At 66.3% G+C, this 26,787-nt stretch carries 24 protein-coding genes; 16 read left to right on the top strand and 8 right to left on the bottom strand.

The features are described from left to right. Positions 1 to 90 precede the first annotated feature (90 nt). Both BST40_RS08445 and BST40_RS08440 read right to left on the bottom strand, forming a co-directional pair. Positions 91 to 1,797 carry a hypothetical protein gene (locus BST40_RS08445; protein WP_083153988.1) on the bottom strand — a complete coding sequence of 569 codons (1,707 nt, stop codon included), beginning with the start codon at positions 1,795 to 1,797 and terminating at the stop codon, positions 91 to 93. A 13-nt stretch (positions 1,798 to 1,810) separates the two neighbouring features. Next, positions 1,811 to 3,676 carry a putative bifunctional diguanylate cyclase/phosphodiesterase gene (locus BST40_RS08440; protein ID WP_083044288.1) on the bottom strand — a complete coding sequence of 622 codons (1,866 nt, stop codon included), beginning with the start codon at positions 3,674 to 3,676 and terminating at the stop codon, positions 1,811 to 1,813. Positions 3,677 to 4,113: 437 nt separating this feature from the next. On the opposite strand from BST40_RS08440, the gene BST40_RS08435 reads away from it, so the two are divergent. From BST40_RS08435 to BST40_RS08420, 4 genes are all read left to right on the top strand, one after another. Further along, positions 4,114 to 5,307, top strand: a complete 1,194-nt coding sequence (locus BST40_RS08435) for an NAD(P)/FAD-dependent oxidoreductase (protein WP_083044287.1) — start codon at positions 4,114 to 4,116, stop codon at positions 5,305 to 5,307. Then, the gene (locus BST40_RS08430; RefSeq protein WP_083153986.1) at positions 5,304 to 6,215 is read left to right on the top strand and encodes an RNA polymerase sigma-70 factor; all 912 of its coding nucleotides are present in this window, start codon (positions 5,304 to 5,306) and stop codon (positions 6,213 to 6,215) included. The genes BST40_RS08435 and BST40_RS08430 overlap by 4 nt, the downstream gene beginning before the upstream one ends. 48 nt (positions 6,216 to 6,263) lie before the next feature. Next, on the top strand, positions 6,264 to 7,547 hold the full coding sequence (locus tag BST40_RS08425; protein WP_083044286.1) for an aminodeoxychorismate synthase component I: 1,284 nt from the start codon (positions 6,264 to 6,266) through the stop codon (positions 7,545 to 7,547). A 128-nt stretch (positions 7,548 to 7,675) separates the two neighbouring features. Beyond that, a complete protein-coding gene (locus tag BST40_RS08420) occupies positions 7,676 to 8,935 on the top strand; it encodes a hypothetical protein (protein WP_083044285.1) in 1,260 nt (419 codons plus the stop codon). Between the two features lie 33 nt (positions 8,936 to 8,968). Here the strand turns inward: BST40_RS08420 and rsmI are convergent, their stop codons facing one another. Then, on the bottom strand, positions 8,969 to 9,826 hold the full coding sequence (rsmI, locus tag BST40_RS08415; protein ID WP_075549234.1) for a 16S rRNA (cytidine(1402)-2'-O)-methyltransferase: 858 nt from the start codon (positions 9,824 to 9,826) through the stop codon (positions 8,969 to 8,971). 24 nt (positions 9,827 to 9,850) lie between these two features. Between rsmI and BST40_RS08410 the strand changes: the two genes are divergently transcribed. Together BST40_RS08410 and BST40_RS08405 are read left to right on the top strand one after the other, a co-directional pair. Next, complete coding sequence (locus BST40_RS08410) at positions 9,851 to 11,401, top strand: dolichyl-phosphate-mannose--protein mannosyltransferase (protein ID WP_075549233.1); 1,551 nt, start codon at positions 9,851 to 9,853, stop codon at positions 11,399 to 11,401. Between the two features lie 191 nt (positions 11,402 to 11,592). Continuing rightward, complete coding sequence (locus BST40_RS08405; protein ID WP_075549232.1) at positions 11,593 to 12,447, top strand: DUF559 domain-containing protein; 855 nt, start codon at positions 11,593 to 11,595, stop codon at positions 12,445 to 12,447. Between the two features lie 44 nt (positions 12,448 to 12,491). Here BST40_RS08405 and arcA read toward each other — a convergent pair whose 3' ends face one another. Beyond that, positions 12,492 to 13,697 carry an arginine deiminase gene (arcA, locus tag BST40_RS08400; protein ID WP_075549231.1) on the bottom strand — a complete coding sequence of 402 codons (1,206 nt, stop codon included), beginning with the start codon at positions 13,695 to 13,697 and terminating at the stop codon, positions 12,492 to 12,494. A gap of 79 nt (positions 13,698 to 13,776) precedes the next feature. Here arcA and BST40_RS08395 point away from each other — a divergent pair, with 79 nt between their 5' ends. Next, entirely contained in the window at positions 13,777 to 14,373 is a 597-nt protein-coding gene (locus BST40_RS08395) for an alpha-ketoglutarate-dependent dioxygenase AlkB family protein (protein ID WP_180276483.1), read from the top strand. Between the two features lie 9 nt (positions 14,374 to 14,382). Here the strand turns inward: BST40_RS08395 and BST40_RS08390 are convergent, their stop codons facing one another. Genes BST40_RS08390 through BST40_RS08380 form a run of 3 tightly spaced genes read right to left on the bottom strand, consistent with a single transcriptional unit; the run spans position 14,383 to position 16,748 of the window. Next, positions 14,383 to 15,036, bottom strand: coding sequence for a DUF5642 family protein (locus tag BST40_RS08390; RefSeq protein ID WP_075549286.1), 654 nt, complete (start codon positions 15,034 to 15,036; stop codon positions 14,383 to 14,385). 27 nt (positions 15,037 to 15,063) lie between these two features. After that, positions 15,064 to 15,741 (bottom strand): DUF5642 family protein, encoded by a 678-nt coding sequence (locus tag BST40_RS08385; protein ID WP_075549229.1) that lies wholly within the window; start codon positions 15,739 to 15,741, stop codon positions 15,064 to 15,066. A 5-nt stretch (positions 15,742 to 15,746) separates the two neighbouring features. Beyond that, positions 15,747 to 16,748 (bottom strand): GNAT family N-acetyltransferase, encoded by a 1,002-nt coding sequence (locus BST40_RS08380; protein ID WP_089025064.1) that lies wholly within the window; start codon positions 16,746 to 16,748, stop codon positions 15,747 to 15,749. 138 nt (positions 16,749 to 16,886) lie between these two features. Here BST40_RS08380 and BST40_RS08375 point away from each other — a divergent pair, with 138 nt between their 5' ends. Both BST40_RS08375 and BST40_RS08370 read left to right on the top strand, forming a co-directional pair. Then, on the top strand, positions 16,887 to 17,633 hold the full coding sequence (locus tag BST40_RS08375; protein ID WP_075549227.1) for a class I SAM-dependent methyltransferase: 747 nt from the start codon (positions 16,887 to 16,889) through the stop codon (positions 17,631 to 17,633). Between the two features lie 299 nt (positions 17,634 to 17,932). Further along, a complete protein-coding gene (locus BST40_RS08370) occupies positions 17,933 to 19,510 on the top strand; it encodes a phospholipase C (RefSeq protein WP_244174319.1) in 1,578 nt (525 codons plus the stop codon). 7 nt (positions 19,511 to 19,517) lie between these two features. Here the strand turns inward: BST40_RS08370 and BST40_RS08365 are convergent, their stop codons facing one another. Continuing rightward, positions 19,518 to 19,769, bottom strand: coding sequence for a hypothetical protein (locus BST40_RS08365; RefSeq protein WP_075549225.1), 252 nt, complete (start codon positions 19,767 to 19,769; stop codon positions 19,518 to 19,520). Between the two features lie 205 nt (positions 19,770 to 19,974). Here BST40_RS08365 and BST40_RS08360 point away from each other — a divergent pair, with 205 nt between their 5' ends. From BST40_RS08360 to BST40_RS08330, 7 genes are all read left to right on the top strand, one after another. Continuing rightward, positions 19,975 to 20,487 carry a hypothetical protein gene (locus BST40_RS08360; RefSeq protein WP_075549224.1) on the top strand — a complete coding sequence of 171 codons (513 nt, stop codon included), beginning with the start codon at positions 19,975 to 19,977 and terminating at the stop codon, positions 20,485 to 20,487. A 100-nt stretch (positions 20,488 to 20,587) separates the two neighbouring features. Further along, positions 20,588 to 21,214 carry a TetR/AcrR family transcriptional regulator gene (locus BST40_RS08355; RefSeq protein WP_075549285.1) on the top strand — a complete coding sequence of 209 codons (627 nt, stop codon included), beginning with the start codon at positions 20,588 to 20,590 and terminating at the stop codon, positions 21,212 to 21,214. After that, positions 21,211 to 22,035 carry a hypothetical protein gene (locus BST40_RS08350; protein ID WP_075549223.1) on the top strand — a complete coding sequence of 275 codons (825 nt, stop codon included), beginning with the start codon at positions 21,211 to 21,213 and terminating at the stop codon, positions 22,033 to 22,035. Before BST40_RS08355 ends, BST40_RS08350 begins: the two co-directional genes overlap by 4 nt. Positions 22,036 to 22,291: 256 nt before the next feature. Further along, positions 22,292 to 22,720 carry a DUF5313 domain-containing protein gene (locus BST40_RS08345; protein WP_075549222.1) on the top strand — a complete coding sequence of 143 codons (429 nt, stop codon included), beginning with the start codon at positions 22,292 to 22,294 and terminating at the stop codon, positions 22,718 to 22,720. A gap of 453 nt (positions 22,721 to 23,173) precedes the next feature. Continuing rightward, positions 23,174 to 24,328 (top strand): PPE family protein, encoded by a 1,155-nt coding sequence (locus BST40_RS08340; RefSeq protein ID WP_083153985.1) that lies wholly within the window; start codon positions 23,174 to 23,176, stop codon positions 24,326 to 24,328. A 68-nt stretch (positions 24,329 to 24,396) separates the two neighbouring features. Next, complete coding sequence (locus BST40_RS08335; RefSeq protein WP_232336920.1) at positions 24,397 to 25,263, top strand: WecB/TagA/CpsF family glycosyltransferase; 867 nt, start codon at positions 24,397 to 24,399, stop codon at positions 25,261 to 25,263. Next, positions 25,232 to 26,785, top strand: a complete 1,554-nt coding sequence (locus BST40_RS08330) for a sugar transferase (RefSeq protein ID WP_082275622.1) — start codon at positions 25,232 to 25,234, stop codon at positions 26,783 to 26,785. The genes BST40_RS08335 and BST40_RS08330 overlap by 32 nt, the downstream gene beginning before the upstream one ends. Positions 26,786 to 26,787 lie beyond the last annotated feature (2 nt).

Here is a 26,787-nt window from a genome sequence, read left to right as displayed (position 1 = left end):
CCGACTCAGGCTTGCGCCAACCCGCACGAGGCATACCCTACAAACTACACCCATGTAGTCTTAACTGAACGGTATTGTGGCTAAGCCGCCTCACGCACCGTTCGTTGCGGTCTGAACGTCGCGCGGAATGTCGAGCGTCGCGACGGGATAAAAACCGGAATCGTCGCGGCCATCGCGGGCCAACTGCATCGGAGGGTAATTGACCACATGCGAACCGTTCGGCTTGTGCTGTTGCCAATCTACCGACGCCCGCAACGTGTAATGCCCCGCCGGCAAGCCGGCCAGTTCGACGCGAACCGCCTCGGAGGCCGACGCCGGTATGGGCTGCTGAGCGGTGCGGTCCCCGGGCGCCTCCGGGACCAGCGACTTCAGATCCACCGTTGCGGGCAACGTGCGAACGGTCTGCCCGGTGAAATCGACCAATCGGTAACCCGGGACCCATTTCTCGGTCGCGGCCGCGGAGCCGTAGTTGGTCCATACAACCGAGATCGTCGCGACTTTGCCGTCCTTGCTCAGCCCCTGTGACCCGGGCTTGGCCTCCACCGAGTACCGGTAGCCCGCCGTCGCATTGGCCTGCGCCCACAGCACATACAGCTTGGGGTCCATCGGCGAGGTCGCATTGTCGTCCGGGAAGTTGATGCTCGAGGCCATCGAGACGTGATATCTCATGATGTCGCGCAGACCCTTCTCGTAGTAGGCCTGACGCGTGGTTCCGCTGGGCAGCTGGCACCATTCGGTGATCACCAGAGCCGTCGACAGCCGCTTGCGCAGCGCGGCGACAACCGGATCGTTGGTCTGCACGTAGTGGGCGGCGCTGCCGTCGGCCCACGCCGGCATGGGCGTATAGACGCCCAGGCAGTCCGAGCGGATTCCCACCGGCGCGGCCAGCTTCTTGGTGACGTCGTCGGCGAGCAGTTCCCGGATGATCTCCGGGTTGGCTGCGCTGGTCACCAGTTGGGTGCGGGGAAAGGCGCTGACGTTCGCCTCGACCAGGCGCTGGATGGACGCCTTGGTGATGTTCTGATCACGGAACTGGCTGTAATACCCGAGTGCGGCAACGCTGTCCCGGGGCGCTGGACCCGCGGCGTTGAGCGAGTCGCGAAGGTAGGCGATGTGGTTTTCGCTGAAATCCCCATACCCGGAGAACTCGAAAACGCTGAGTCGTTCGTCGCCGTCGTAGCGGCGACCCAGTGCCGCCAGTAGCTGTACGAAGTCGTTGAGATAGGTCGGATCGTTGAAGTTCGGCACCACCTGCAGCACCCCCGCCGCGGCGCCGCTGGCCGGCCCGGGATAGGTCGTGCTCGTGCCCGGCCGGGCGCGTTCCCAGTCGGGAATCGCGATGTTGGTGTTGTTGGGATACGTCGCATTGCAACAGGAGTTGTAGGCGTACACCCGAAGCGTCATCCGCATCCGCCGTTCGGCCAGCCGGCTCAGCGCGTCGTCGATCACGCTGAAGTCGTACTTGCGCTCGTCGGGGGCGTCGGGCGGCAACGTGGCCGGGTCGGTGGGCTGCAACTGACGCCACGAGACCCGCAGGCTGGCATCGTAGGACGCCGGCCACGCCGGATACCGCTGCTGGGCCGGATCGCGTTGCGGGAAAAGCGGTTCCAAGAGGTCTTCGTATTGGCCACGCAGCGGGTTGGGTATCTCCTGGACCGTCGACGGTATGGCCGGACTGACCATCGCGGTCAGTGGGCTGTTGTCGGGTTGGTGGCCGCCGCATCCGGTGAGCACCCCGCCCGGCAGCAAGACGGCGCACGCGGCAACGATCCATGATTTTCTAATTGCTCGAACCATTTTCACATTTGAGCTAGATTGCGCCGAGCGTCAGTGCCTCGCGGTCGGCGAGGAACGGCATCGGCATCCAGCGAGCGGACAGCAACGCCTCCATGGCGTTGCCAGGGACGGGGCGCGACAACAGGAATCCCTGCGCCCGGTGGCAACCGTGCTGCATCAAAGTCAGTGCGGCCGCAGGGGTTTCGACACCCTCGGCGACCACTTGGAGTCCGAACGCTTCGGCGAGGCCGATGATGGCGCGGACGATCGCCAGGTCGCCGGCGTTGGTGCCCAAATCGCGGACGAAGCCGGTATCGATCTTGAGCATGTCGACGGGAAGCGACTTCAGATGCGACAACACCGCGTAACCAGTGCCGAAGTCGTCGATGGCCACCTGCACACCGACGTCCTTGAGCTCTGACAACGTCTTTCGCGTCGCCTCGATGTCGTGCACGACCGCACGTTCGGTGATTTCCAGGCACACCGATCCGCCGTCGATGCCGAACTCCTCGATGGTGTCGGCCACACTGCGGACAAAGCCGCGGGTTATCAGCTGGACCGGCGAAACATTGATGCGCAACACCGCACTCTGCCCGACGCCGTTCTTGCGCCACCGGCTGAATTCGGCACACGCGCTGCGCATCACACATCGGCCGAGTTCGCCGGCAAGGTTGGTGGACTCGGCCACCCCGATGAACGAATCCGGCAGCAGCAACCCCCAAATCGGGTGTCGCCAGCGAACCAGCGCCTCGGCCGCCACGACCGCGCCGGTCCACAGGTCGACCTCGGGCAGGTAGTGCAGCAGCAGCGCATCGCTGTCGATATCGCCTTGCAGATGCAACTCGATGTCGTTGCGGAACGCGCTCTTGAGCGACATGTCGTCGGTGGACAGCGCCACCTGGTTGCCGCCGGCGCGTTTGGCGGTCAGCACCGCCTCGTCGGCCCGGCGCAGCAGATCGGTGCCGTCGTCGCGGCCGGGCATGCCCACGGCCAGACCGATGCTCACCGTCCGGGTGATCTGATGTCCACCGATTGCCAGCCGCTCGCACAGCATCGCCGATAACCGGCGGGCGAACGATTCGGCGGCTCCTTTGGACATCGCCTGGTCGGGGATCACGACGAATTCGTCGCCGCCCAGTCGGGCAATCATGCTTTGACTTCCGACGCACCCGCGAAGGCGCTGGGCAAAGACGCGGATGAACCAGTCGCCCGCGTTGTGGCCCAGATAGTCGTTGATCGACTTCAGTCGGTCGAGGTCCAGGTACAGCACGGCGACGGGCCCGCGGTTACCCGCCGCCAGCCGTTCGGACAGATGCGCCAGCAGCGCGCGGCGGTTATGCAGACCGGTCAGATCGTCGTGCTCAGCCAGGTAGCGCAATTTCTCCTCGGCGGCGATCCGCGCTTGCAGCTGTGCCAACAACGCGGCGACGGCCTCCAGCGTGTTGATCTCTTCACGCCTCCACTTCCTGGCGCCGAACTTCACGAAGCCGAGCACGCCGGTGGTCGCCTCCCCCGAGACCAGCGGAGCCGCAGCCACCGATGGCGAAGCCGCCGGTGTGGAGCCGCCCAGCCAGCGTGGAAAGAACCGGTTGTGGCGGTGCGGCCGGATGACAACCGGCTTCCGGCCGTGCTCGCACTGGGTGAGCACCGGGTCGGCGCTGGTGAAGTGGACGACGGCCTGCGGGTCCGGGTCCGCAACGTCGGGCCGCGGCGGCCACTCCGCCACCAGGACCGAGGCGCGAATCTCGTGGTCGTGGTGCCGCAAAAAGCTGGCGTCCACATCGAACTGTTCGACCAGTTGAGCGAGCACCCGCTGGCTCACCTGCGTTGCGGTGGATGCGGTCGCCTCCATCAGCTGAGTGGCTACGGAGGTGACGACGAGGTCCAAGCTGCGCGGCAAGGGATCGCCTCCGATGTGTGCACGTGTCCAATGTGGGCGACTACTCGGTTGACGGACGGTCTAAGGGGTCGCTCCTGTCGAATGCTCGCCGCTGCGCATTGGAGGGGCCCTGGTCTGCCTGGTTGTCTACCGGGTTCACCTGGGAATTCAGTCCATTTTCGTTGCGACAGCCTAGCATGGCGCGCCATTTCAGCCGCCCGGAATTCAGCACACGCATCGCTCCAATGTGCAAGCGCCGACCTCGATTCCGGCGCCCTCGACATGTCGAGGGCGCAATATTCAGCGCCCGCCATCCGGTTCTGTAAGCGTCGGGGAAAGTGAACCGGCTCACAATTTCCATCACGGCTGTCACAGCAGCCCGGTCTGTGGTGTCTCCAGTGCAGCAGTCATCGGCGATCCGTGATGATCTCGCCACAATGAAGAACAGGAGACTCCCAATGTTTGAGCCGACACCCTTGACCGGCCCACGGACTCATGTCGTCGTCGTCGGCGGCGGCTACGCCGGCACCGTGGCCGCCAACCACCTGCGCCTCAACGCCGACATCGACATCACGGTGGTGAACCCACGCCCGATGTTCGTCGAACGGATCCGGTTGCACCAGTTGGCGGCGGGCAGCGGCACCGCCACCGTCGAATACGGCACGCTGCTGGGCGAGGGCATCGAGCTGATCGTCGACACCGTCGACCGCATCGACTCCGCCGACCGCAGGTTGCTGCTGGCTTCAGGTGCCCAACTGGACTACGACTACCTCATCTATGCCGTGGGCAGCACCGCAGCCACGCCGGCGGTTCCCGGAGCTGCCGAATTCGCATACTTGCTCGCCGATCTGGACGGCGCGACCCGGCTGCAGCGCACCCTGATCGACCTGCCCGCCGCCGCTCCTGTCGTCGTGGTGGGCGGCGGGTTGACCGGCATCGAAGCCGCCTCGGAGCTTGCCGAGCAGGGCCGCCCGGTGACGCTGGTCTGCGGCGGCCCATTGGGGCCGTCGCTAAGCAAGCGCGGCCGGCGTTCGGTGGCCAAGCAGCTGCGCAGACTGGGCGTCGCGGTGCTCGAATCGGTCGCGGTCAGCCAGGTGCGCTGGGATGCGGTGGTGCTCAATGACCACACCGTGCTGCCCAGCGCGGCCACGGTGTGGACCGCCGGATTCGAGGTGCCGGATCTGGCCGCGCGCAGCGGGCTTCGCACCGACGCTCTGGGCCGGCTGCTCACCGACGAAACACTGACCAGCGCCGACGACGAACGAATCGTCGCTGCCGGCGACTGCGCCGCACCGTCGGACCAGCCGCTGCGGATGAGCTGCCAAGCGGCCGGGCCGCTGGGGGCCCAGGCCGCCAATACCGTGCTCAGCAGGATCGCGGGCGAAACCCCGGCGGAACTCAGCCAGGCGTTCGTCGGGCAGTGCATCAGCCTGGGCCGCTCCCACGGCACCGTGCAGCTGTCGCGCTCCGACGATACTCCGGTCAACGTGGTCGTGGGGGGCCGTACCGGCGCCGCGATCAAGGAAGCGATCTGCAAGGGCACGGTGTGGTCCATCCGGCACGAAGCCGCCAAACCCGGCTCGTACTTCTGGTTCAAAGGCGGCAAGCGGGACGCGCAGCTGCCGGCCGAGCATCAGGTCCCCGTCCGGTGACGACGTCGTCCGACGGCGGCGAGCACGCCCAGCGGTTCACCCTGCTGCGGCCGATGCTGTTCACCATCGCCTACGAAATCCTTGGCTCAGCAACCGAGTCCGAGGACGTGCTGCAGGACAGCTATGTGCGGTGGGCCGCCGTCGATCTGGCGACGGTGCGCGACACCAAGTCCTACCTGGCTCAGCTGGTCACTCGCCAGGCACTCAACGCCTTGCGGGCCGGCGCCCGCCGCCGGGAGGAATACGTGGGGCCCTGGCTGCCCGAGCCGCTGCTGCTCGACGAGCAGGACCCGGCTGCCGACGTGGTCCTGGCGGAATCGGTGTCGATGGCGATGCTGGTCCTGCTGGAGACGCTGAGCCCCGACGAACGGGCGGTCTTCGTGTTGCGCGAAGTCTTCGCATTCGACTACGCCGAGATCGCCGACGCGGTGGGCAAGTCCGCGCCGGCGGTGCGCCAGATCGCCCACCGCGCCCGCGAACACGTGCAGGCGCGGCGCAACCAGCACGGCGCGCGGCCGGTCGACCCGCAACTCCACGCCCAGATCACCGCACAGTTCCTGGAGACGGCCACCAGCGGCGACGTGGAGACGCTGATGGCGATGCTCGCTCCAGATGCCACCTGGATGGCCGATAGTGGCGGCAAAGTGTCTGCGGCACGCCGACCGGTGGTCGGCGCCGAGCGGGTGGCCAGGGCGATCACCGGACTGATGCGCAAGGCGGCAGCGCAGTTGCAGCTGAAGGTCGTGACCTGCAACAGCGCGCCAGCGGTGCTCTTCTATCTGGGTGAACACTTGGAGGGCGTGATCACGCTGGAGATCGTCGACGACAAGATCACCAACTTCTATGTGATGCGCAATCCCGAGAAGTTGACGGCGTTGGCGAGTCCGCGTGAGATCAGCCGCGGCTGATCGGAACTCCTGGCGTGCAAAGATCCGCCACTCTGTCAAGCTAAGACGGTGCGAATCGATCGGCTCGGCGACCTTGGCGGGGCACCGCAGGTGCTGCGCGCCGTCGCTCGCGCCACCGTCCGACTGGGCTTGGCGCCGCCCGCCGCGTTGACCGGTGAGTGGTTCGGCGCGCTGGCGGTGATCGCACCGAGTGTGTCGGTCCAGCCGGTGGACCGCGGCGACGCGTTTCGGCTCCGGGAGGCCCCCGGTGAACCGGTGGCGCCCGTCTCGGGCGCGGTGGGCGGCGGCTGGGTCGGCTACCTGTCCTACCCCGATCCCGGCGCGGACGGGCGGGGAAGCCGGATCCCCGAAGCCGCCGGCGGCTGGACCGATTGCGTGCTGCGCCGCGACCGCGACGGCCACTGGTGGTACGAGAGCCTGTCGGGCGCACCCATGCCGGACTGGCTGGCCAGCGCCCTGGCCACGACACCGGCGCCGGCCGGCCGGCCCGCGTCGGGGGCCTGCCGGATCGACTGGGCAGCGGCCGACCGGGAAGCTCATCGCGGCGGGGTGCTGGCCTGCCTGGCGGCGATCTCCGCCGGCGAGGTCTACCAGGCCTGCGTGTGCACGCAGTTCACCGGGACCGTCAGCGGGTCCGCGCTGGATTTCTTCATCGACTTCGTCGACGCTGCCCGCACCTCCCCGTCCCGGGCAGCATATGTCGGCGGCCGGTGGGGCGCGGTGGCATCGCTATCCCCGGAACTTTTCTTGCGGCGCCACGGCACCGTCGTGGCCTCCAGCCCGATCAAGGGCACGCTGCCGCTGGAGGCCTGGCCGTCGGCGCTGCGGGCATCACCCAAAGAAGTGGCCGAGAACATCATGATCGTGGACTTGGTCCGCAACGACCTTGGCCGAGTGGCCATTACCGGGACGGTCACCGTGCCCGAGCTATTGGTGGTGCGCCGCGCGCCGGGCGTCTGGCACCTGGTGTCTACCGTGGCGGCCCAGGTTCCGGCCGACCTGCCGATGTCGGCGCTGCTGGACGCCGCCTTCCCGCCGGCGTCGGTTACTGGCACACCCAAACTGCGTGCCCGCCAACTGATTTCACAGTGGGAGCAGCATCGTCGCGGAATATATTGCGGCACAGTTGGTTTCGCATCACCGATCGCCGGTTCCGAGCTCAATGTCGCGATTCGCACCGTCGAATTCGATACCGCGGGCAACGCCGTCCTGGGCGTTGGCGGTGGGATCACCGCGGACTCCGACCCCGACGCCGAGTGGCAGGAATGCCTGCACAAGGCCGCACCCATCGTCGGGGTGGCGGTCCCGGCGACCGCCACCCGGGTCGGCTAGTCAGCAAACTGTGTCGACGTGCGGCGCGGCGGAATTTCGCGTAACGCCCACATGGCAGGCCTGGTGCGCCTAAGCTCCTAATCGGCGACCCGCGTGTTTCGCGTGGTCGAATGCGAGAGGGGTCCGTCATGAGAGTCGGTGTCGTCGGCGTTGCGGCCGCGGCCATGGTGGGGGGGACGCTGGCGGTTGCGCCGCTGACGATGAGCGGGCCGATGCGCACCCCGAACCAAGGGACGTGTACCGCCGGCCAGCAATGCGACCGCCTGGCCTCCGTGCTGATGCCCGCGACCAGTGCGCAGCCGGGCAAACCCGCGCAGGCGGCGCCGGCACCGGCACAGTTACCGACAGATGCGCTGACTCCCGTATTGGCGCCGCGAGCCGCGCCGGAGGCCGCCCGCGCGGTACCCGGGGTCGCCTCGCCGGTGGGCCCTGGACTGCCTGGTGTCACCGACCTGGGTCCGGCCGCGCTGCCGGCCGCCCCTCCCCTGCCCAACGCGGCGCTTCCGCCGGGCCCCGGCCTGCCTGACATCGGCACGCCTTACATCGGCACGCCGTACCTCGGAGTCCCCGGCCTCGGCCTGCCCGGGGTGCCGAACCTAGCCAACGGACCTGCCGCCGTCGGCACGGCCACCTCGGTGGTGAACGGCATCCTGGGGATCGGTGGCACCATCGCCGGCGTCACAACGTCCAGCGCGCTGGCGGTCACATATGTGGTGCTCGCCTACAACGCCTTGCAGTCCTCGGGCATCCTGCCGCAACTCAACTCGACCGCCAACACCATCGGCTCCATGCTGTTTCCCTCGGGGCTACCCTCCGTCAGTTTGCCGACGTTGAGTCTGCCGGGCCTGCCGGCTCTGTCGGGGGTGTCGCCGGCGGGCCTGATCGCACTGGCAGGGGTGGGCGGTCTGCCAAACCTGAGTCTGCCGAGTCTTCCGGGAGTGTCGCCGACGAATCTGCTGGGGCTGGCGGCCGCCGGACTGCCCGGTCTGCCCGGAGTGTCGCCCACCGATGTGGTGGCCCTGGCGGCCGGTGGGTTGCCGCAGCTGGCGTCCGCTCTGCCCGGGCTGCAGGCCGGTCTGCCGGCACTGCCGGGCGTGGATCCGGCGATGCTCGCCGCGGCGCTGCCGGCGCTGGCGGCAGGTCTGCCGGGAGGCCTTCCGGCGGTTGATCCGGCGATGCTGGTCGCGGCGCTGCCCGCACTGACCGCTGGCGGTCTGCCGGCGCTGCCGGGCGGTCTGCCGGCGCTGCCGGCTCCGGCGCTGCCGGGCGGTTTGCCGGCGCTGCCTCCGCCGCCACAGCTGCCGACCATCCAGGGTCCTCCCATTCCCCCGCACCCGCAGTTGTGCACCCCGACAATCGGTCCCATCGGGAGTTCCTGCACACCCTGACCCGGACCGGGCCTTACCGGTCGCAACGTTGTTCTAGGGTGCCGCGTCGGTTGCGCGGCGGGCCAGCAGGACCGCATCGTAGAGCTGGCGTGAACGCACGCCCTGATGCGCCGCGGCCACCTCGCTGCAGGCATCCTTGACGCGAATACCGGCGGCGACCAGGTTCTCGACCTCCTCCACCAGCGACCGCAGGTCCGCGCTCGGGGTCGCGCCGGCGCCGGCGAGTACCACGGTGATCTCGCCAAGCACCCCGCCGGTCGCCCAGTCCGCCAACTCGTCGAGCGAGCCACGCACCACTTCCTCATGCACCTTGGTCAGCTCCCGGCAGACCGCGGCCGGACGCGCCCCCCCGAGCTGTTCGACGGCATCGCGCAGACATGCGGCCAGCCGTCGTGGGGATTCGAAGAACACACAGGTGCGCTGCTCGTCGGCCAGCGAGGCCAGCCACGCCCGCCGCGCCGCGCCCTTGCGCGGGGCGAACCCTTCGAAGCAGAACTTGTCCGACGGCAGACCGGAGACCACCAGCGCGGTGGTCACCGCCGACGGCCCGGGCAGGCAGGTCACCGTGATCCCGGCATCGATACAGGCCGCGACCAGTCGATATCCCGGATCGTTGATCACCGGCAATCCCGCGTCGCTGACCACCAGCACCGTGGCGCCGGCTCGCATCGCGTCAACCAGCGCCGTCACCCGCAACGCCTCGACCCGGTCGAACAGGCTCACCACCCGCCCGCTGATCTCGACGTCAAGCGCCCTGGCCAAAGTTTTCACCCGGCGGGTGTCCTCGGCCGCCACCACATCGGCTCCGGCCAACGCGTCGATCAGGCGTGGCGACGCATCCGCGGGCTGGCCCAACGGAGTGGCGCCGAGCAACAGGCGGCCGGAACTCATGACGGACAGCCTACGATCGAGCTGATGACCGCCCCGCCCCAACAAACGTCCGCCGAGGAGCGTGCGGCACCGGTCATCAGCCCCGGGCCGCTGGTACCGATCGCCGATTTCGGACCGGTAGACCGGATGCGCGGCTGGATTGTCACCGCCGTGATCACGCTGCTCGCCGCGGTGACCCGGTTTTTGAACCTCGGCTCGCCGACCGATGCCGGCACTCCGATCTTCGACGAGAAGCACTACGCCCCTCAGGCCTGGCAGGTGCTGCACAACCACGGTGTCGAAGACAATCCCGGCTTCGGCCTGGTCGTCCATCCTCCGGTCGGCAAGCAGATGATCGCGATCGGTGAGGCCCTGTTCGGTTACACCGGGTTCGGGTGGCGGTTCAGCGGCGCGGTGCTGGGCGTCATCCTGGTGGCGCTGGTGACCCGGATCGTCCGGCGGATCACCCGCTCGACCCTGGTCGGGGGTATCGCCGGCGTGCTGCTGATCTGTGACGGGGTCAGCTTTGTCGCCGCGCGCACCGCGCTGCTGGACGGCTTCCTGACGTTCTTCGTGGTCGCGGCTTTCGGCGCCCTCATCGTCGACCGTGATCAGGTTCGTCAGCGCATGCACGTCGCCCTGACACAGAACCGGGTCGCCGAGACGGTGTGGGGACCACGGCTGGGGGTGCGCTGGTGGCGCTTCGGCGCCGGGGTGCTGCTCGGTTTGGCCTTCGCGACCAAGTGGTCCGGCCTGTACTTCATCGCGTTCTTCGGCACGATGTCGTTGGCGTTCGACGTGGCGGCACGCCGCCAGTACCAGGTGCCGCGGCCCTGGTTGGGGACGCTGCGGCGGGATCTGTTGCCTACCGGATACGCGCTGGCGCTTATTCCGTTCGCGGTCTACCTGGCCAGCTATGCCGGCTGGTTCGCATCCGAGACCGCGATCGACCGCCACCAGGTAGGTCAGACGATCGGCCCGGACAGCGTCCTCCCGCTGCCCGACGCGGTTCGCTCGCTGTGGTACTACACCGCCAAGGCATTCCACTTCCACGCGACGCTGACGAATTCGGCCGGCAACCACCACCCGTGGGAGTCCAAGCCGTGGAGTTGGCCGATGTCGTTGCGGCCGGTGCTGTATGCCATCGACCAACAAAACGTGTCGGGCTGCGGTGGCCAGTCGTGCGTCAAAGCAGAGATGCTGGTCGGCACTCCGGCGATGTGGTGGCTGGCGGTGCCGGTGCTGTTGTATACCGGTTGGCGGATGTTTGTCCGGCGGGACTGGCGCTATGCGGTGGTGTTGGTGGGCTATAGCGCCGGCTGGCTGCCATGGTTCGCCGACATCGACCGGCAGATGTACTTCTTCTACGCGGCGACCATGGCGCCGTTTCTGGTGATGGCCATCGCGTTGATTCTCGGCGACGTCCTCTACCAACCCGGTCAGGGCCGGGAGCGGCGCACCCTGGGGCTGATCGTGGTGAGCTGTTATGTGGCTCTAGTGGTGACCAACTTCGCCTGGCTGTTCCCAATACTCACCGGTCTGCCGATCTCACAGCAGACCTGGAACATGGAGATCTGGCTGCCCAGCTGGCGGTGAGGGCTTCGGATTGCGTCGAAATTGCCGCTACGGCTGTGGTTGGGCCACCATCCACGACCCTGGCGGCAATCTCGCCGACAATGTCGGCCGGTGAGCGCCCACATTGCCGCTACGGCTGTGGTTGGGCCACCATCCACCACCCTGGCGGCAATCTCGCCGACAATGTCAGCCGGTGAGCGCATCATCGGCGCGTGGCAAAGGTCTTTCTCGCAAGCGAAGCGCTAGCGGACGGCGCACTCACCCGAGGCCAATTGCGGTGGAACTACCGGCGAATCCAGCGCGGCGTCTATGTCCCGAAGGACGCGCCTCGGACGTTGCGTGACGACATCCGCGCGGCTTGGTTGTGGTCGGGGCGCCGGGGCGTGATCGCCGGCCGCGCTGCCGCCGCTCTCCACGGGGCGCGATGGGTCGATGACTTCACCCCCGTCGAGTTGTTAGGCCCGCTCAACCATCCACCGCCGGGCGTCATCGTTCGCCGGGAACGCTTCAGCGCCGACGACGTCGTCGAAGTGGCCGGCCTGCGCGTAACGAATGCGGCACGTACGGCCTTCGATCTGGGCCGGCACTTGCCGCGTGGCATGGCCGTTGCTCATCTCGACGCACTCGCCGCGGTGACCGGCCTCAAGGCGGCCGATGTCACGCCATTGTTGGACCGATACCGAGGAGCCAGGAATATCCGCGACTGCCGAAAAGCATTGTCGCTGATGGATAGCGGCGCGCAATCGCCGAAAGAAACCTGGCTGCGACTCGTGCTCGTCGACGCCGGACTGCCCAAGCCTGCCACACAGATCCGAGTGACCGACGGCCGGCTCGTGTGCTACCTCGACATGGGCTGGGAAGAGCCGATGGTGGCCCTCGAATACGACGGCGACCAACACCGACGCGAACGCAGACAGTATGTGAAAGACATTCACCGAGCTGAGGTGCTCAATGGTCTTGGCTGGCAGGTGATCAAGGTGATCAATGAGGACAGCGCCGAACTTATCGTCAAGCGCATTCGTGACGCATTGGCTCGCCGAGCCTCGAGATTGCCGCAACGGCTGTGAGCCACACCCCGACCACGACCATGGCGGCAATCTCGACATATGCGCTACAGCGGGTCGCGCGCGGCCGGACAGGACATGCAGCGCGGCCCGCCCCGGCCGGTGCCCAGCTCCGAGCCCGCGATGGTCAGCACCTCGATACCGGCCGCCTCCAACCGGGCGTTGGTCTGCGCGTTGCGTTCGTAGGCGACGACGACGCCGGGCGCCAGCGCCAAGGTGTTGTTGCCGTCGTCCCATTGTTCGCGTTCGGCGACGACGGGATCCAGGCCCGTGTCGATGACCCGCAGCTTGTCGATGCCCATCGCGTCGGAAGCAGCCCGCACAAATGGGGCCGCATCGCTGATCGCCACGCCATTGGCCGAACGCTGGATGGTGAACGCCGACAGGTTGTCGACGACGGCGGCATACATCACCACGGTGTCGACGTCCACCATGGTGCACACGGTATCCAGATGCATTTGCGCGCGCTTCTGGGCAATCGGCACCGCGAGCACGGTGTGCGCAAGGTCATCGTCGAACAGGCTGCGCGCCAAGGCTTCCGCGCCGGCCGGGCTGGTACGCTCGCCGACCCCGACGGCGACCACACCGGGGGCCAGCAACAGCACGTCGCCACCCTCGACGGGAGCGGTGCGTGATTCGTAGGCCCGCCGCACCCCGGTGAACCGCGGGTGATGGGCATAGATGATGTCGGTCAACGATGCCTCACGAACCCGCGCCCGCAACGCCAGCGACGGGATGACAACCCGCGGACCGATCCAGATCGACGAGTCGCGGGTGAACACCAGGTTCGGTAATGGGTCGATGACGAAATCGCCGCCATGGTGCATGCGGACCACCAGCGACACGTCGGTACGGATATCGGACGGCAGCTCGTTGAACGTCATCCCGGCGGTCAACACATGCGCCAGCCGGACCGGGTCCAGACTACGCAAATACGCCGAAAGCTGTTGCGCCAGTGGCAATCCGAGCCGACGCGCGTCAACCGCGGCACCGACACCCTGCATCCTGGCGGCCCCACTGTCCAGCGCCTCGGTCAGCAGCTGCGACAGCAGCAACACTTCCACCCCCCGCGCGCGCAGCAGTTCGGCGAACTCGTCATGCTCCTCCTGCGCGCGCGACACCCAGGGCAGCCCGTCGAACAAAAGCTGGTCGCTGTTACGCGGGGTGAGCCGGCGCAGTTCGGTGCCGGGGCGGTGCAGGATCGCGACCCGTAGCGTGCCCACCTCGGAATTGGATCCCAACTCGACGCCCACAGCATCAAACCGTAGCCGTGGACAGCCGGCAGGCGTCTCATACCCACTCCTCGAACTGGTGTGCGATAAACTTGCGGTCGTGGCGTTCGCGGTTCAGGGCTCACTGTTCGAGCACAACGAGCGAAGACAACTCGGCAACGGCGCCTTCATCGACATCCGCGCGGGCTGGCTCCACGGTGGCGACGACCTGCTCGCGGCGCTGCTGAGCACGGTGCCGTGGCGCTCCGAACGGCGCCAGATGTACGACCGGGTGGTCGACGTGCCGCGGCTGGTGAGTTTTCACGACCTGACGGTCGAGAACCCGCCGCATCCGCAACTCGCGCGGATTCGCCGGCGCCTCAACGACATCTACGGCGGTGAACTGGGTGAGCCGTTCACCACCGTCGGGCTGTGCTACTACCGGGACGGCTCCGACAGCGTCGCCTGGCACGGCGACACCATCGGCCGCAGCAGCACCGAGGACACCATGGTGGCGATCGTCAGCCTCGGCGCGACCCGGGTCTTCGCGCTGCGGCCGCGCGGCGGCGGAACCTCGTTGCGCTTCCCGCTGGCGCACGGCGACCTGCTGGTGATGGGCGGATCGTGTCAACGCACCTGGGAGCATTCGGTGCCCAAGACGTCGGCGCCGACCGGTCCGCGGGTCAGCATCCAGTTCCGGCCCCGCGACGTGCGCTAGCGGCCGCTGTCAACCCCGGATCGCGGCCACCGCCTTGACCAGCAGGTCGCGGGCACGCTGGACATCGACCGGCGCAACCGGCTGATTCGGAATCACCAGCGGGTTGGCGATCACGTTGACCTGGTAGTAGCCGAACTGCGCAGAGTAGTCGTAAAGTTCGCCGGTGCGGGTCGACCCGTCGACCAGGGCCTGCAGCACGCGATGCACGCCCAGCGTCTGGGCGCCGTCGATGTGCGGCGCGGCAACCACCTCGATGCCGCCTCGCACCTGTGCGCCGGAGAAGGCGATCCGGCCGCATTCTTTACCCGGGTCGTTGAACGGCAGCTGCTGTGAGGTCTCCACCGCGATCACCACGAACCGGTTCCCGTTGCCCTCGGCGGTGACGGCCGCCATATTGCCCTGCACACCGGACGGCATCTGTGGGCCCAGGGCCGCTTTCGCGCAGTTCGCCGGATCGAAACTCAGGCCGTCGGGCAGCTTGCGGGCCGCGAAGAACTGTGGATCGATAGCCCTCGGCGGGACGTCGTTGACCGTGAACCCCGGTCCGAAGCTGGACTTCACGTCGATGACCTTGGCAATGTCGGCCTTCGGCGACTGGGAGGCGCCCGGTGAACAACCGACGAGCAGGCACACCGCTGCCAGCGCCAGCACCACCTTCGACATCGTGGCCACCCTACCCAACGCGGTTGCTCAGCCCCGTAACGTCGACACCGTTTTGACCAGCAGATCGGCGGCGAACCGCGGTGGCAACGGCGGAAGCATGGACCCGGGGTCGGTGGTCAGCGTGGTGAACGCGTAGTAGTCGCCCAGGTAGGCGACGAAAATATGGGTGCGCGAATCGATTTCGGTGCCGGACTCCACGGATGTGCGGACATCGGCCACCATTCCGAGGGTTTGCGCGCCGTCGATCCGCGGCGCGTCGATGAGCCGGATGCCGGCGGTGGTGTGTCCGACCGACATCGTCCACTGGCCACAGCCGGCTACCAGGTCGCTTCCCGGCACCACCGGCCCCGGCCGCACGGCCACCACGACGGCGTCGACAATGCCGCCCTCCCCCGACCCGGAGACGCCCTGCGCGGACTGGTCGCGACCATCGCCGGGGTCGGCGAGGGTCGCGCATGGTGCGGGCTGGGCGGTCGCATCGGCGCCGAGGCCGAAAATCAGTCGCGGTGACGCCGTCACGGGAATGTCCCTGGTCACCTCGTAATCCGGCGGCAGCTCACGGCTGATTCTTTTGATGTTGGCCGGGTTGACGGTCGTGGGATGAGCCGACGGCGAGGTATGGGTCGGCGCGGTCACCGGCGCCGGCGATTGCGCACATGCAGCCGCCAGCGCCGTCGCCGTCACGCCAATCCACAACGGCCGCATGGCCCTCAGCTCACGGCCTCAATCACCTGGCGGGCCACCTGCCTGATCTGCTCGGCCATCTCACGCCCGAAACCCAGATCCCGCGGGCCGGGCACGTCGATGACCGTGGTGATGACCCCGATGTCCTCGCGCTGCCAGATCGCTCCGTGGCGGTCCATGATGGTGCGCATCGGCAGATTGTCCGACAGCATGCGCGCGGAGAACCTCTCGACGCCGCCGACGCGGGCGGCGACGGACAGCGCGCCGATCAGAAAGCTGCCGATCCCCCTGCCCTGATAGGCGTCGGCGACGGTAAACGCGATTTCGGCGACCGTCGGATCATGTTCGTCACGGATGAAACGCGCGTCGGCCACGGGGTCGACGCCGTCGATCATCACCCACACGAAGTGGTCGACGTAGTCCACCTCGGACAGGTAGTGCATCATCGCCTCGTCGGGAACGCGGGCCGACATGAACCGCCGATAGATCGTCTCGCTGGAGAAGTGGATGTGCCCGTGTACGGTGCGTTCGCTGTCGCCGGGCAGCACCGGGCGCAGCAGCAGTTGGGTTCCGTCGCGAATCCGTACCGGGACCGGGGTGATGAACGCGGCCAGGCGCTGGCGGACCGTGCGCACCAGCCGCTCCATGATCCCGGGGATGTTGACCATCCGGTCCAGCGCGTCGCTGCCACCGATCCAACCGGTCAGCGGCTCGACGGTGGTGACCGTCGCTGTCCGCGGGATGTCACGCAACAAGGCGATTTCCCCGACGATCATGCCCGGCAGCGCCTGCTCGACGATCACCGCGCCGTCGTCGCCGACATGGATGACCTCGGCACTACCCGACGAGATGAGCAGGAACGACACCGCCTGTTCACCCTGCCGCATCAGGACCTGGCCGGTCGGGGCACGCAGCGGAGCCAGGCGGGCGGCCAGTGGCAGCAGGTCGCCGGCCGGACATCCCGCGAAGATGTCCATTCCGGCGAGCTCTGCTGTCCTAGCGCCGGTCAATTCGGCCATCCCGTCCAATCCGCCACGGCGCCAAGCCCGGCTCGCGGTCCGATCCGCCCCAGGCTATGGCGTCGGCTACCGCTGCAGCAACACCGCACGGCGCAGATTAGCCTGACACCAGACAATTCAACCCCGGCCTCTTGGACCAGACCTGCGATGAACACCAGCCAGGATCCGCGCGAGTCGACCCGTGGTCTGCTCAATACGGCCGCCGTGCTGCGGCACGGCTTCCTCGACGTGTTGGGCGAATCGACGAGTTCGCCGGTTCCGACGTTTGCGCAGCGGGCGATGAACAGCCGGTTCGTGGCGACCGTGTACGAGCGGTTGTGGCGGCCGACGTCCTTCTACCTCGCCAGCGGTATCACCGCCCGGGCCGAGCAGCGCCGTGCCGCCGCGGCGTTGCGCCTTTCGACTGTTCACCGGTTGCTCGATGTAGCCTGCGGCCCGGGGAATTTCACCGCACCGCTGGCCCGCTGTCTGCCGCCCGGGGCTCTCGCGGTGGGGTTCGACATTTCCGAACCGATGCTGACTCGTGCCGTGGTGGACAACGACGGGCCGCAGACCTGTTACGTCCGCGGCGACGCCCGCGTGTTGCCGTTCGACGACGAAACCTTCGATGCGGTCTGCTGTTTCGGAGCGCTGTACCTGATGCCCGAACCGTTCCTGGTCACCGGTGAAATGCTGCGGGTATTGCGGCCCGGCGGGCGTATCGCGATCCTCACCAGCTATTCCGGACAAGCGGCGCCGGTCCGTAAGGCGCTGACCGCAACAGCCAACCTGATCGGGCTCACCATGTTCGACCGACACAGCTTCGTCGAGCTGTTCTCCTCGGCCGGTCTGGTCGACATCGAGCAGCAGACACAGCGGGCACTGCAGTTCGTCGCGGCCACCAAGCCCCGGTGAGCACCGATCCGCGGATTCTCGGGTGATTTGATCGGCGCGCAATCAGCGAAATCAGCGGAAAATGCCTTCTGGCGTTTGACGAGTCGAATGGAAAGCCCTGCGGCGCAACATCGTCGGTCAATCCAACGGCGCGACAACCCCGAAAGCCGGGGCCAGTGTGTGCCCGGAATTCCAGGAAGGCTCGGCCGTTTCGAAAACCACGCACCGCTTTTGGCGAACAACGCCAAAAAACGTCGCACGACACACCGGATTCGCGTCGTGGTGAATCGTCGCCGCAAATCTACCCTGAACCGCAATGTATGCGGGAGGACACGTTGGTGAGTAAGCACCCAGTCGATGGGATGTCGCGACGAGAGTTCATGGCTAGAATCGCCACCGCAGGCAGCGCCGGGGCGTTGATGTCGTTGGCCGGCCCGGTGATCGAAAAGGCCTACGGGGCCGGCCCCTGCTCCGGCCATTTGACCGACATCGAGCACTTCGTGTTGATGCTGCAGGAGAACCGCTCATTCGATCACTTCTTCGGCACGCTGTCCGGCGTCAATGGATTCAACACTCCCTCGCCGTCATTTCAGCAAAAGGGCTGGAACCCACAGACCCAATCGATTGACCCTGCCGGCGTGACCATCCCGTACCGTTTCGACACCACCAGGGGCCCAGTCCTCAATGGCGCGTGCGTGAACGACCCCGCCCACCAATGGATTACCATCCACCAGTCGTGGAACAACGGCGCCAACGACAATTGGTTGCCCGCGCAGGCTGCACAACAAACGCTGCAGGGCAACGTCCCGGTGTCGATGGGTTATTACACCCGCCAGGATCAACCGATCCATTACCTGCTGGCTGACACCTTCACCATCTGCGACGGCTATTACTGTTCACTGCTGGGCGGGACTTCGCCCAACCGGCTGTACTGGATAAGCGCCTGGATCGACCCCGACGGCGTTGCGGGCGGTCCGCTGCTGATAGACCCCAATATCCAACCGCAAGCCCAATTCAGTTGGCGCACCATGCCGGACAACCTCAGTGATGCCGGCATCAGTTGGAAGGTGTACCAAAACAAGCTTCTGGGAGCGCTCAACAACACGGTCATCGGTTACAACGGGATGCTCGTCGACTTCAAGCAGGCTCAGGATCCGCGCTCCAACATTGCCCGCAACGGCATCGCCCCGACCTATCCCTTGGACTTCGTCGCCGACGTCGCAGCCAACAGGCTGCCCCAGGTGTCGTGGGTGCTGCCCGGGTTTCAGGTCTCCGAGCATCCCGGCCTACCGGTAACGCCGGCCGTTGGTGGCACCGCGATCGTGAATATCCTCCGCATCTTGCTGTCCAACCCACAGGTATGGGAAAAGACCGCGTTGATCGTCAGCTTCGACGAGAACGGTGGCTTCTTTGACCACGTGACACCGCCTACGGCCCCCCCGGGAACTCCCGGCGAGTACGTCACGGTGCCCGATATCGACGCGGTCACGGGTTCGGGCGGCATCCGCGGGCCGATAGGTCTGGGCTATCGCGTGCCCTGCTTCGTCATCTCTCCCTACAGCCGCGGCCCGCTGATGGTGCATGACACCTTCGACCACACCTCGCAGCTGCGGTTGCTCGAGAAACGGTTCGGTGTGCCGGTCCCCAACCTGAGTGCCTGGCGACGAAGTGTGACCGGCGATATGACGTCGACGTTCAACTTCGCGGTCCCGCCCAACCCAGCGCCACCCAACTTGGACCACCCAGCGCTGCAAGCCATTCCGCCGCAGGTGCAGTGCGTTCCAGACACCGTGGCAACTTTCGCGAAGGTCACTCCTCCCTATCGGGTGCCCTTCCCTCAGGTAATGCCCACGCAGGAGACGACGCCCGCGCGCGGGATTCCCAGCGGTCCGTGCTGACGCCGAGCTACGAGGCGGCCTCGCAGACGCCGAGGAGCCGTACCACCGGTGTACCCGCTTCGTATTCCACGATCCACGGATCGCCGCCGTCAACTGGCTCCGAGGCGAGCCTGATCATCACCGGTTGGCCGCTGCGCCGCGACGATTGCGTGCAGTCGACCTGGAACAAGCGGTAGCCGCCGTCGTGCTCAACGGCCAGCGAAAAGCCCGGTTCCACCGATTCGACGGGCACTTTCTGCAGGTAGTACTTGGTGCTCATGCCCCGACTGTAGGGCCGCGGCAGTAGGCGGCGCCGCTCGCGAAACGCGGTCTTAGCAAATGTTCAGTCGAAATTTGGAACTTCATCAGACTTGTTACCGGATCCCCTCCGCCGCAACGCATTACCGTTATCGAAGGCACCGCGGCAACCTGGCTGGCGTCAGAGTAGCCTTCACGCTCATGATCGACCGCTGCAGCGTGCCACGGTGAGCGTCGCCGGATTCGTGCTCGGCCTGGTTGGCACCGTGCTCTCGGTGGCCCTGCTGACCTGGCAGCTATTGCGGCTGCGAACGGGCCCGGCAGCCAAACTTTCACCGGTCGTGGGTCTGTTGACGCCCGACGGGCTGGTGACCAACGACGCCGGCGGCCAGGCTCGGGCGTCGCTGGAAAACGCCGCGGAGCAACTTCCCGACGGCCGGTATGTCATCGGCGTCAGGGTGGTCAACACGGGGCGGACTCCGTTACCCGTGGCGGGCTGGGCGGTCCGCTGCGATCCCGACGGCGCGTCACTGCAGCCGACCCGGGCATTGGGCACCCCGGTGCCGTACGACATACCGCCGGGCCAGACGGCGCTCTTTCTCGCCGAGTTGCAGCACGTGACGGCATTCGCGGCCGCTATGGCGCAGCCGCGGCGCATCGTGCTCACCGTTTCGTCGCGCGGACGGACCCATGTTACCGGGGCCGTGGCACCCGGATTGTTGTCGCTCGGGTCGTCATAGCCTCGCGCCCAGGCTATGGCCCGTGGCGACGGTGACGACTACGAGCATTCGCTGACGACTGTCATTGACGGCTGCCAGTGAATGGACGTACGGTGTGCCGGTGCGGTCACCACAGGACAGCACCGCAGCGGAATCACCGGCCGGCATCCGGGAGGCTCGACGGCTCGAAACACGGGCACGCCTGTTCGACGCCGCGTTGGCGGAGATCGCGCGGAACGGAATATCCGGCGCCGACGTCAGCTCCATCGCCGCGGCGGCAGGGGTGGTAAGGGGGACGTTTTACTTCCACTTCCCCACCAAGGAACAAGTGCTGGTCGAATTGGAGCGAAACGAGGAGACCCGGATCGTCGCCGAACTCGTCGGCGCCCGGGCTGAGGACGGCGATCTGATATCGGTGCTTTCCCGGTTGGTGCGCCAGGTGCTAGATGCTGAACATCGTTTGGGGACAGTAGTTTTCCGGGACATGCTGGGTTTGCACTTCTCGTCGACGCGCCCGGGCGAAGACGAGTTGAGCCGGCACCCGCTCGCGGAGTTCTTGATTGGCGCGATCCGCCGGGCACAGGACGCAGGGCAGGTCACGCCGGATGCGGACGTGCGCGATCTCGCGGTGTTCTTCTTGACCGGGCTCTACGCCCTCCTTGCCACCGGTGCACACCATTCTCCGACACCGGATGCCGTGTTGAGCCGGTACGTAACCACGATTGTCAAAGGGATGGAGACACGATGACGGCAACCGGTATCGATGGCTACAGGGAGTTCCTGGCGCGGCGCGACGGCGAAGCCGACCTGCTCAACCGGCGCCTGACCAATCGGGAAAAGTTCATCAAAGACCTCGAGGCTCACCCGGTGCGGTCGGCCCGCCCGGCAGACCGATCGACGTTTCTTCGTAACCTGCGCCGGCGGCGACCCGAACCGGGTCTGGACCCAAAAATGCTGTTCCTGTTGGCGACGGCGAAGCTCAATCAGGCCGAACGCTTCGGCGTGGGACTTGGCGAAACCTACGGGCGCAACAGCGCTGAAGATGTGGCGCCCGAGCGGGTGTATGTAGAGCTCGAAGAGCACTACCACACCCGATTGCTGGCATACGCGTTGGACATCTTCGACCTGCCATTCCAGGTGGCCGCTCCGCCGTTCGTGATGCGACAGCTCGTCAAGCTGGGAGTGTTCCTGCCGGAAAGGTTCAGCTTCGTGTTCGTCGGCGCCGCGGAGATGGCGGGCTGCATCGTGTTCGACGAACTGCGCCACGTCGGCATCGAACTGTTCGACGACGAACTCGACGTCGCCGGGCGAATCGAACTGCTCTACAGCGAAATACTTACCGATGAGATCGGCCATGTCGGCTATTGCGCGTCGCGCTGCACGCCCGCCGAGCGCGCAATCATGCGCCGCATCTATCCGTTCATCGGGCGGCTGTTCGCCGAGCAAACCGCCGAAGTCCGGCTACTTCTCGATACACACCAGCTCCGCGCCCGGCTGCGCCGGCCGTTCGACGTCGAGGAACTGACCGCTGGTCTGAGTAACGAAACGTATCTCGCCGCGCATCCGTGACCGGTCGCCCGCACGGCGTGCGCGCGGGACGAAAGTGCCTTGCGGTTACCGGATTCGCACGCCGATAGGGCAGCGCCCGAGGTCCGGCTGCGTCGGGCCGCTGCGGTCACCCGGGTTGAGCCGCTCGCGATTGCCCCGCCCCCTTCTCCAGCGGATCATCGTTGGCAAGCACGTCCCCGGCGGTGCGACGGCTGGACCGCACGCCAACGGGTCTGCACGGGTATACCTGGGGACGACCGAACCACGGGGAGCGGCTATGACTTCTGCGGCTGGACGACCCAATTTCCTGCAATACCTCGCGTACTCGTACGGCCTTCGATGCCTGCCCCACTCGATGCGAAGTTGGGTCGCACGAGATCTGGCCGCCAAGGGAGCGGTCCGCCGGTTCATGCTCCTGATGGCGATACCGCCGCTGCTGGTATTGGCACCGTTCTGGCTATTGCCCGCGTCGCTGTACGTGCATCTCGAGATGACGCTACCGATCTACGTGTGGTCGTTGTTGATCTCGCTCGCGCTGAACAAGGTGTGGCGGCGGCACCGCCTGGCCCAGCATGGGTTGGACCCGAACCTGGTTGATGCGATCAAGCGGGAGAAAGACGCCAAGCTGCACGAGGAGTACATCCGGCGTTACGGCCCGCGCCCCGAAGAGGCGAAGCGGTACTCGAACAGCAATCCCTTTTTCTGAGGACGCTGCTTTCTGAGGACCCCGCATTCTGAGGACGCCGCTTCCTGAGGACGCCGCTCGCGGCGGGGTACCTGCCGCGAAATTGGACCCCGAGCCGGAAAACGGACTGCGGCATTGGCTCAGCGGTTCAAAACGATACGAATAGGATGTTAGAACCGCTATCATACGACTGTCAGTTTATTGACCCGCTGAAATCTTCACATCTATGAGGGTAGGTAACGAGTTCGGATACTGACGGTCGGAAAGAGCACCGTGGCTCGGCTCCCATATCCGTCAGCCTGCACGCGTTAGGGGAGAAGTGAATGTGTTTCGCCACCGAGGCTCCGCGATGACGGGCGGAAAGCCGACTTCTGCGGCGTCTGCGGCTGAAGTGCCGCCCGCGGCAGCCGACTCCGCCGCGAGGTGGTCGTGCTTCGCCGCAGCTGGGGAGCCTAGCCACGGCCAGGGTTTGACGTGATGGATTTCGGTGCCTTACCGCCGGAGATCAACTCCGCGAGGATGTATGCCGGCCCCGGCCCGGGATCGCTGGCGGCGGCCGCGGCGATGTGGGACAGCTTGGCCGCCGAACTGCACGCGACCGCAGGTCATTACCGGTCGGTGATCGCGGGATTGACCAGCGGACGCTGGCTGGGCCCCGCATCACTGTCCATGGCGTCGGCGCTCGGGCCCTATGTGGCGTGGACGGCCGGGGTGGCCGCACGGGCGGCGGAGACTGCCAGTCAGGCCGTGCTTGCCGTCGAGGGCTATGAGGCCGCTTTCGCGATGACGGTGCCGCCTCCGGTGGTCGCGGCCAATCGGGCTCTGCTGGCGGCACTGGTCGCCACCAACTTCTTCGGTCAGAATTCGACGGCGATCGCGGCCACCGAAGCCCAGTACGGCGAGATGTGGGCGCAGGATGCCGCGGCGATGTATGAATATGCCGCAAACTCGGCGACCGCTTGTGGATTGACCCTGTTGATCTCGCCGCCGGAGGTGATCAACCCGGTTGGTCTGGCCGGGCAGAGCAACGCAGTCGCCCACGCCGCGGCTGCCTCGGCAGCAGACCAACTATCGCTGGCCGGCCTGGTGTCCTCGGTTCCGGCCATGCTGGACGGGCTGGCATCACCCCTATTCGGGCTTGCGGAATCATCGTCGTCGCTGATGCCCACCCTCGCGACCGTCCCGGTTTATGCACTTCCCAGTTACTTCATGGCCGCGGCAACCCCGCTCTATTCGATGTCGTCCATCCTCGGAATGGCCCAAACAGCACAGGGTTTGGCGAGTGGGGCAGCTGCTGCTGCGCAAGCGGCAGCAGAAGGGGCCGCAGGGGCAATCAGCTCAGGGGTCGGTCTGATCTCGTCCGTGGGTCCAGGCGTGGTGGGCGGCATGGGCAACGCGGCGTCACTGGGCCCGTTGTCGGTGCCGGCGGGTTGGACCAGCGTGATTCCGACGGCGAACATGGGCGCCGCCGCCGCGTTGCCGAACGGCCTTGATGCCGCCACCGCGGCGCCAAGCCTGTTGGGCGCGGCGCCGCGATCCGGTTTGACCGGTCCGGGCCGATCTGTCGGTCCCCGATACGGGATTGTCCCCACGGTAATGACCCGTCCACCGGCCGCCGGATACACGTAGGCCGTTGACATGGCCGGTCTATGGCTAGGTTCTGCGAATCGCCAAAGCAGCGAGCAAGGCAGCGGCTCATGAGCGTGGACACGGTGCCCGAAACCGGTGTGCGGATGATCATCGGCGGCACCATAGTCGAGCGCCGGGAGTTCGACGACGTGCTGTCGATCATCGCGTCGCGACTGCAATCCTCACCGACAGCGAGCCTGGCCGTGGGCTCGGTGAACCTCGACCACCTGTACCACTTTCGCAAGGTCATGTCGGCGCCCGCGGGTCCGCTGGACTGGCTGTTACTGGCCGACGGCATGCCGATCGCCTGGCGGGGCAAGCTGCTCACCGGCAAGCCGTGGCCCCGGATCACCGGGGCCGACCTGCTTCCCGGCGTGTTGGCGCTGGCCGAAACGACAGGCCAGCGGGTCGGCTTTTTTGGCGGTAGCGCCGAAACCCACCGCCTGCTTGCCCCGATCTTGCGCAAACATCATCCAGCGCTTGCTATTTCGGGAATGTGGGCGCCGGACGCCGATGACATCGAGGCGCTTTCTGAGCGGTTGACGGCGATGATTCGCGCCGCGGGCACCGACATCCTGATCGTCAGCCTCGGCAAGCCGCGTCAAGAACGGTGGGTTGACCGGTACGGCTGCGCGACGGGTGCCCGGGTTTTGCTGCCCTGTGGCGGTGCCATCGACTTCCTGGCCGGCAAGACCAAACGAGCTCCGAGATGGATGCAAAAACTCGGCCTGGAATGGTTGCACCGCTTGATCAGCGAGCCGCGGCGGCTGGCCCGCCGTTATTTGCTGCAGGGCCCTATCGCCTTGCTCCGTGCCGCACGCGCGCAGCTGATCTGCTATCCCAGCCCATACTGCGTGGCCACGCCGCCACGTGATCACCCCGATTTCAGCGGCGCCGTCCGCGATGCCGCGCGGCCCGAGCCGGCAACCGTGTAAGGGAAAGCGAGCCAGCGTGATCCCGTCACCTCACCGCCGAACCGACAATTCGCCGGTAACTCTGGCTCCGGTGCGCACGCCCGATCGCAATGCAATCGGGCGATGGCAGCACCGATATTCACAGCGGCTGCTGATCACCGACTCGGTGATCGTCTTCGCCTCGGTCATGCTCGCTCAATACGTCCGCTTCGGCGATTCGCCGAACAAGTCGGGTTACCCGGGCCCGGTGATGACGCTGTTCTCCTTTCTCTTCGCAGCACTCTGGCTTTCGTCGCTGGCGATATTCCACACACGATCACCGCACGTGATCGGGGTGGGGATCGACGAGTACCGGCGAATCAGCAGCGCGTCATTTTGGACATTCGGGATCATCGCAATGGTGACGCTTCTCGCCAAGATTGACTTGGCCCGGGGCTATCTGGCGGTGGCGCTTCCCGTCGGCACCCTGGGATTGCTGACGAGCCGCAACAGCTGGCGCAGGTATGTCCGCCGGAAGCGAGCCCGGGGCGAATATCAGACGATGTCGCTGGCTATCGGAGACCGCCAAGGACTTTCACGCCTGGCACATGAACTGGACCGTAACCCACTCGACGGCTACGTCGTCGTCGGGGTCTGCATTCCCGGATATGGCGCGCCCCGCGGCGAAATCCTGACGGTCGAAGGCCGCAAAGTACCGATTCTCGGAGACGAATCCTATGCGGTGGCAGCGGTTGAGGCCTGCGGCGCGGACACTGTGGTGGTGACCCAGACCGAGCATTTCGGCGAGCACGCGATCAGGAACTTGATGTGGCAGTTGGAGACGATGGACGTCGATTTGGTGTTGTCGCCGGGGGTGATGGACATCGCGGAAGCACGATTGACCGTCCGGCCGGTCGCCGGATTCCCGCTGCTGCATGTCGAAAAGCCGCTATACACCGGTGCCCAGCGCTTTCAAAAGCGGACATTCGACTTCTGTTTCGCGCTGGCGGCGCTGATCCTGGTATCGCCACTTCTCATTGCGGCTGCTATCGCGATCAAGCTGACCAGCAAAGGACCGGTCTGCTACCGTTCCGAACGTATAGGTATTAATGGCGAGCCCTTCATGATGCTTAAACTCCGAACAATGGAGGTCGACGCCGACACCCAAATCGACCGCCTCTTGTCGATGAATCAGGGCGCCGGTGGAATATTGTTCAAGATGCGTCAAGATCCCCGGGTCACACCTGTCGGCAGATTGCTCCGCAGATTCAGCATCGATGAGCTCCCCCAATTCGTCAATGTCATCAAGCAGGACATGAGCGTGGTCGGGCCGCGGCCTCCGTTGAGCCGCGAAGTCGACAGCTACAACGGTGATGTGAAGCGTCGACTCCTGGTGAAGCCGGGCGTCACCGGAATATGGCAGGTCAGCGGACGCTCAGAACTCACCTGGGAAGAGTCGGTGCGGCTGGATCTGTCGTACATCGACAATTGGTCAATGGCAGGTGATCTCATGATCATCGCCAAGACGGTGAAAGCCGTCGTGACGGGGCACGGAGCATACTAGGT

This window comes from Mycobacterium persicum (assembly GCF_002086675.1).
GTDB classification, from domain to species: Bacteria; Actinomycetota; Actinomycetes; order Mycobacteriales; family Mycobacteriaceae; genus Mycobacterium; species Mycobacterium persicum.
Note: the sequence above shows the minus strand (reverse complement) of the source record. Positions and strands in the feature narration are given on the sequence as shown.

What these genes read in the sequence shown, in the direction of transcription:
- BST40_RS08445 (WP_083153988.1), bottom strand. Translation starts at nt 1,797, where the DNA reads ATGGTTCGAGCAATTAGAAAATCATGGATCGTTGCCGCGTGCGCCGTC.
- BST40_RS08435 (WP_083044287.1), top strand. Translation starts at nt 4,114, where the DNA reads ATGTTTGAGCCGACACCCTTGACCGGCCCACGGACTCATGTCGTCGTC.
- BST40_RS08420 (WP_083044285.1), top strand. Translation starts at nt 7,676, where the DNA reads ATGAGAGTCGGTGTCGTCGGCGTTGCGGCCGCGGCCATGGTGGGGGGG.
- rsmI (WP_075549234.1), bottom strand. Translation starts at nt 9,826, where the DNA reads ATGAGTTCCGGCCGCCTGTTGCTCGGCGCCACTCCGTTGGGCCAGCCC.
- BST40_RS08410 (WP_075549233.1), top strand. Translation starts at nt 9,851, where the DNA reads ATGACCGCCCCGCCCCAACAAACGTCCGCCGAGGAGCGTGCGGCACCG.
- BST40_RS08390 (WP_075549286.1), bottom strand. Translation starts at nt 15,036, where the DNA reads ATGTCGAAGGTGGTGCTGGCGCTGGCAGCGGTGTGCCTGCTCGTCGGT.
- BST40_RS08385 (WP_075549229.1), bottom strand. Translation starts at nt 15,741, where the DNA reads ATGCGGCCGTTGTGGATTGGCGTGACGGCGACGGCGCTGGCGGCTGCA.
- BST40_RS08375 (WP_075549227.1), top strand. Translation starts at nt 16,887, where the DNA reads ATGAACACCAGCCAGGATCCGCGCGAGTCGACCCGTGGTCTGCTCAAT.
- BST40_RS08370 (WP_244174319.1), top strand. Translation starts at nt 17,933, where the DNA reads ATGCGGGAGGACACGTTGGTGAGTAAGCACCCAGTCGATGGGATGTCG.
- BST40_RS08365 (WP_075549225.1), bottom strand. Translation starts at nt 19,769, where the DNA reads ATGAGCACCAAGTACTACCTGCAGAAAGTGCCCGTCGAATCGGTGGAA.
- BST40_RS08350 (WP_075549223.1), top strand. Translation starts at nt 21,211, where the DNA reads ATGACGGCAACCGGTATCGATGGCTACAGGGAGTTCCTGGCGCGGCGC.
- BST40_RS08345 (WP_075549222.1), top strand. Translation starts at nt 22,292, where the DNA reads ATGACTTCTGCGGCTGGACGACCCAATTTCCTGCAATACCTCGCGTAC.
- BST40_RS08335 (WP_232336920.1), top strand. Translation starts at nt 24,397, where the DNA reads ATGAGCGTGGACACGGTGCCCGAAACCGGTGTGCGGATGATCATCGGC.
- BST40_RS08330 (WP_082275622.1), top strand. Translation starts at nt 25,232, where the DNA reads ATGCCGCGCGGCCCGAGCCGGCAACCGTGTAAGGGAAAGCGAGCCAGC.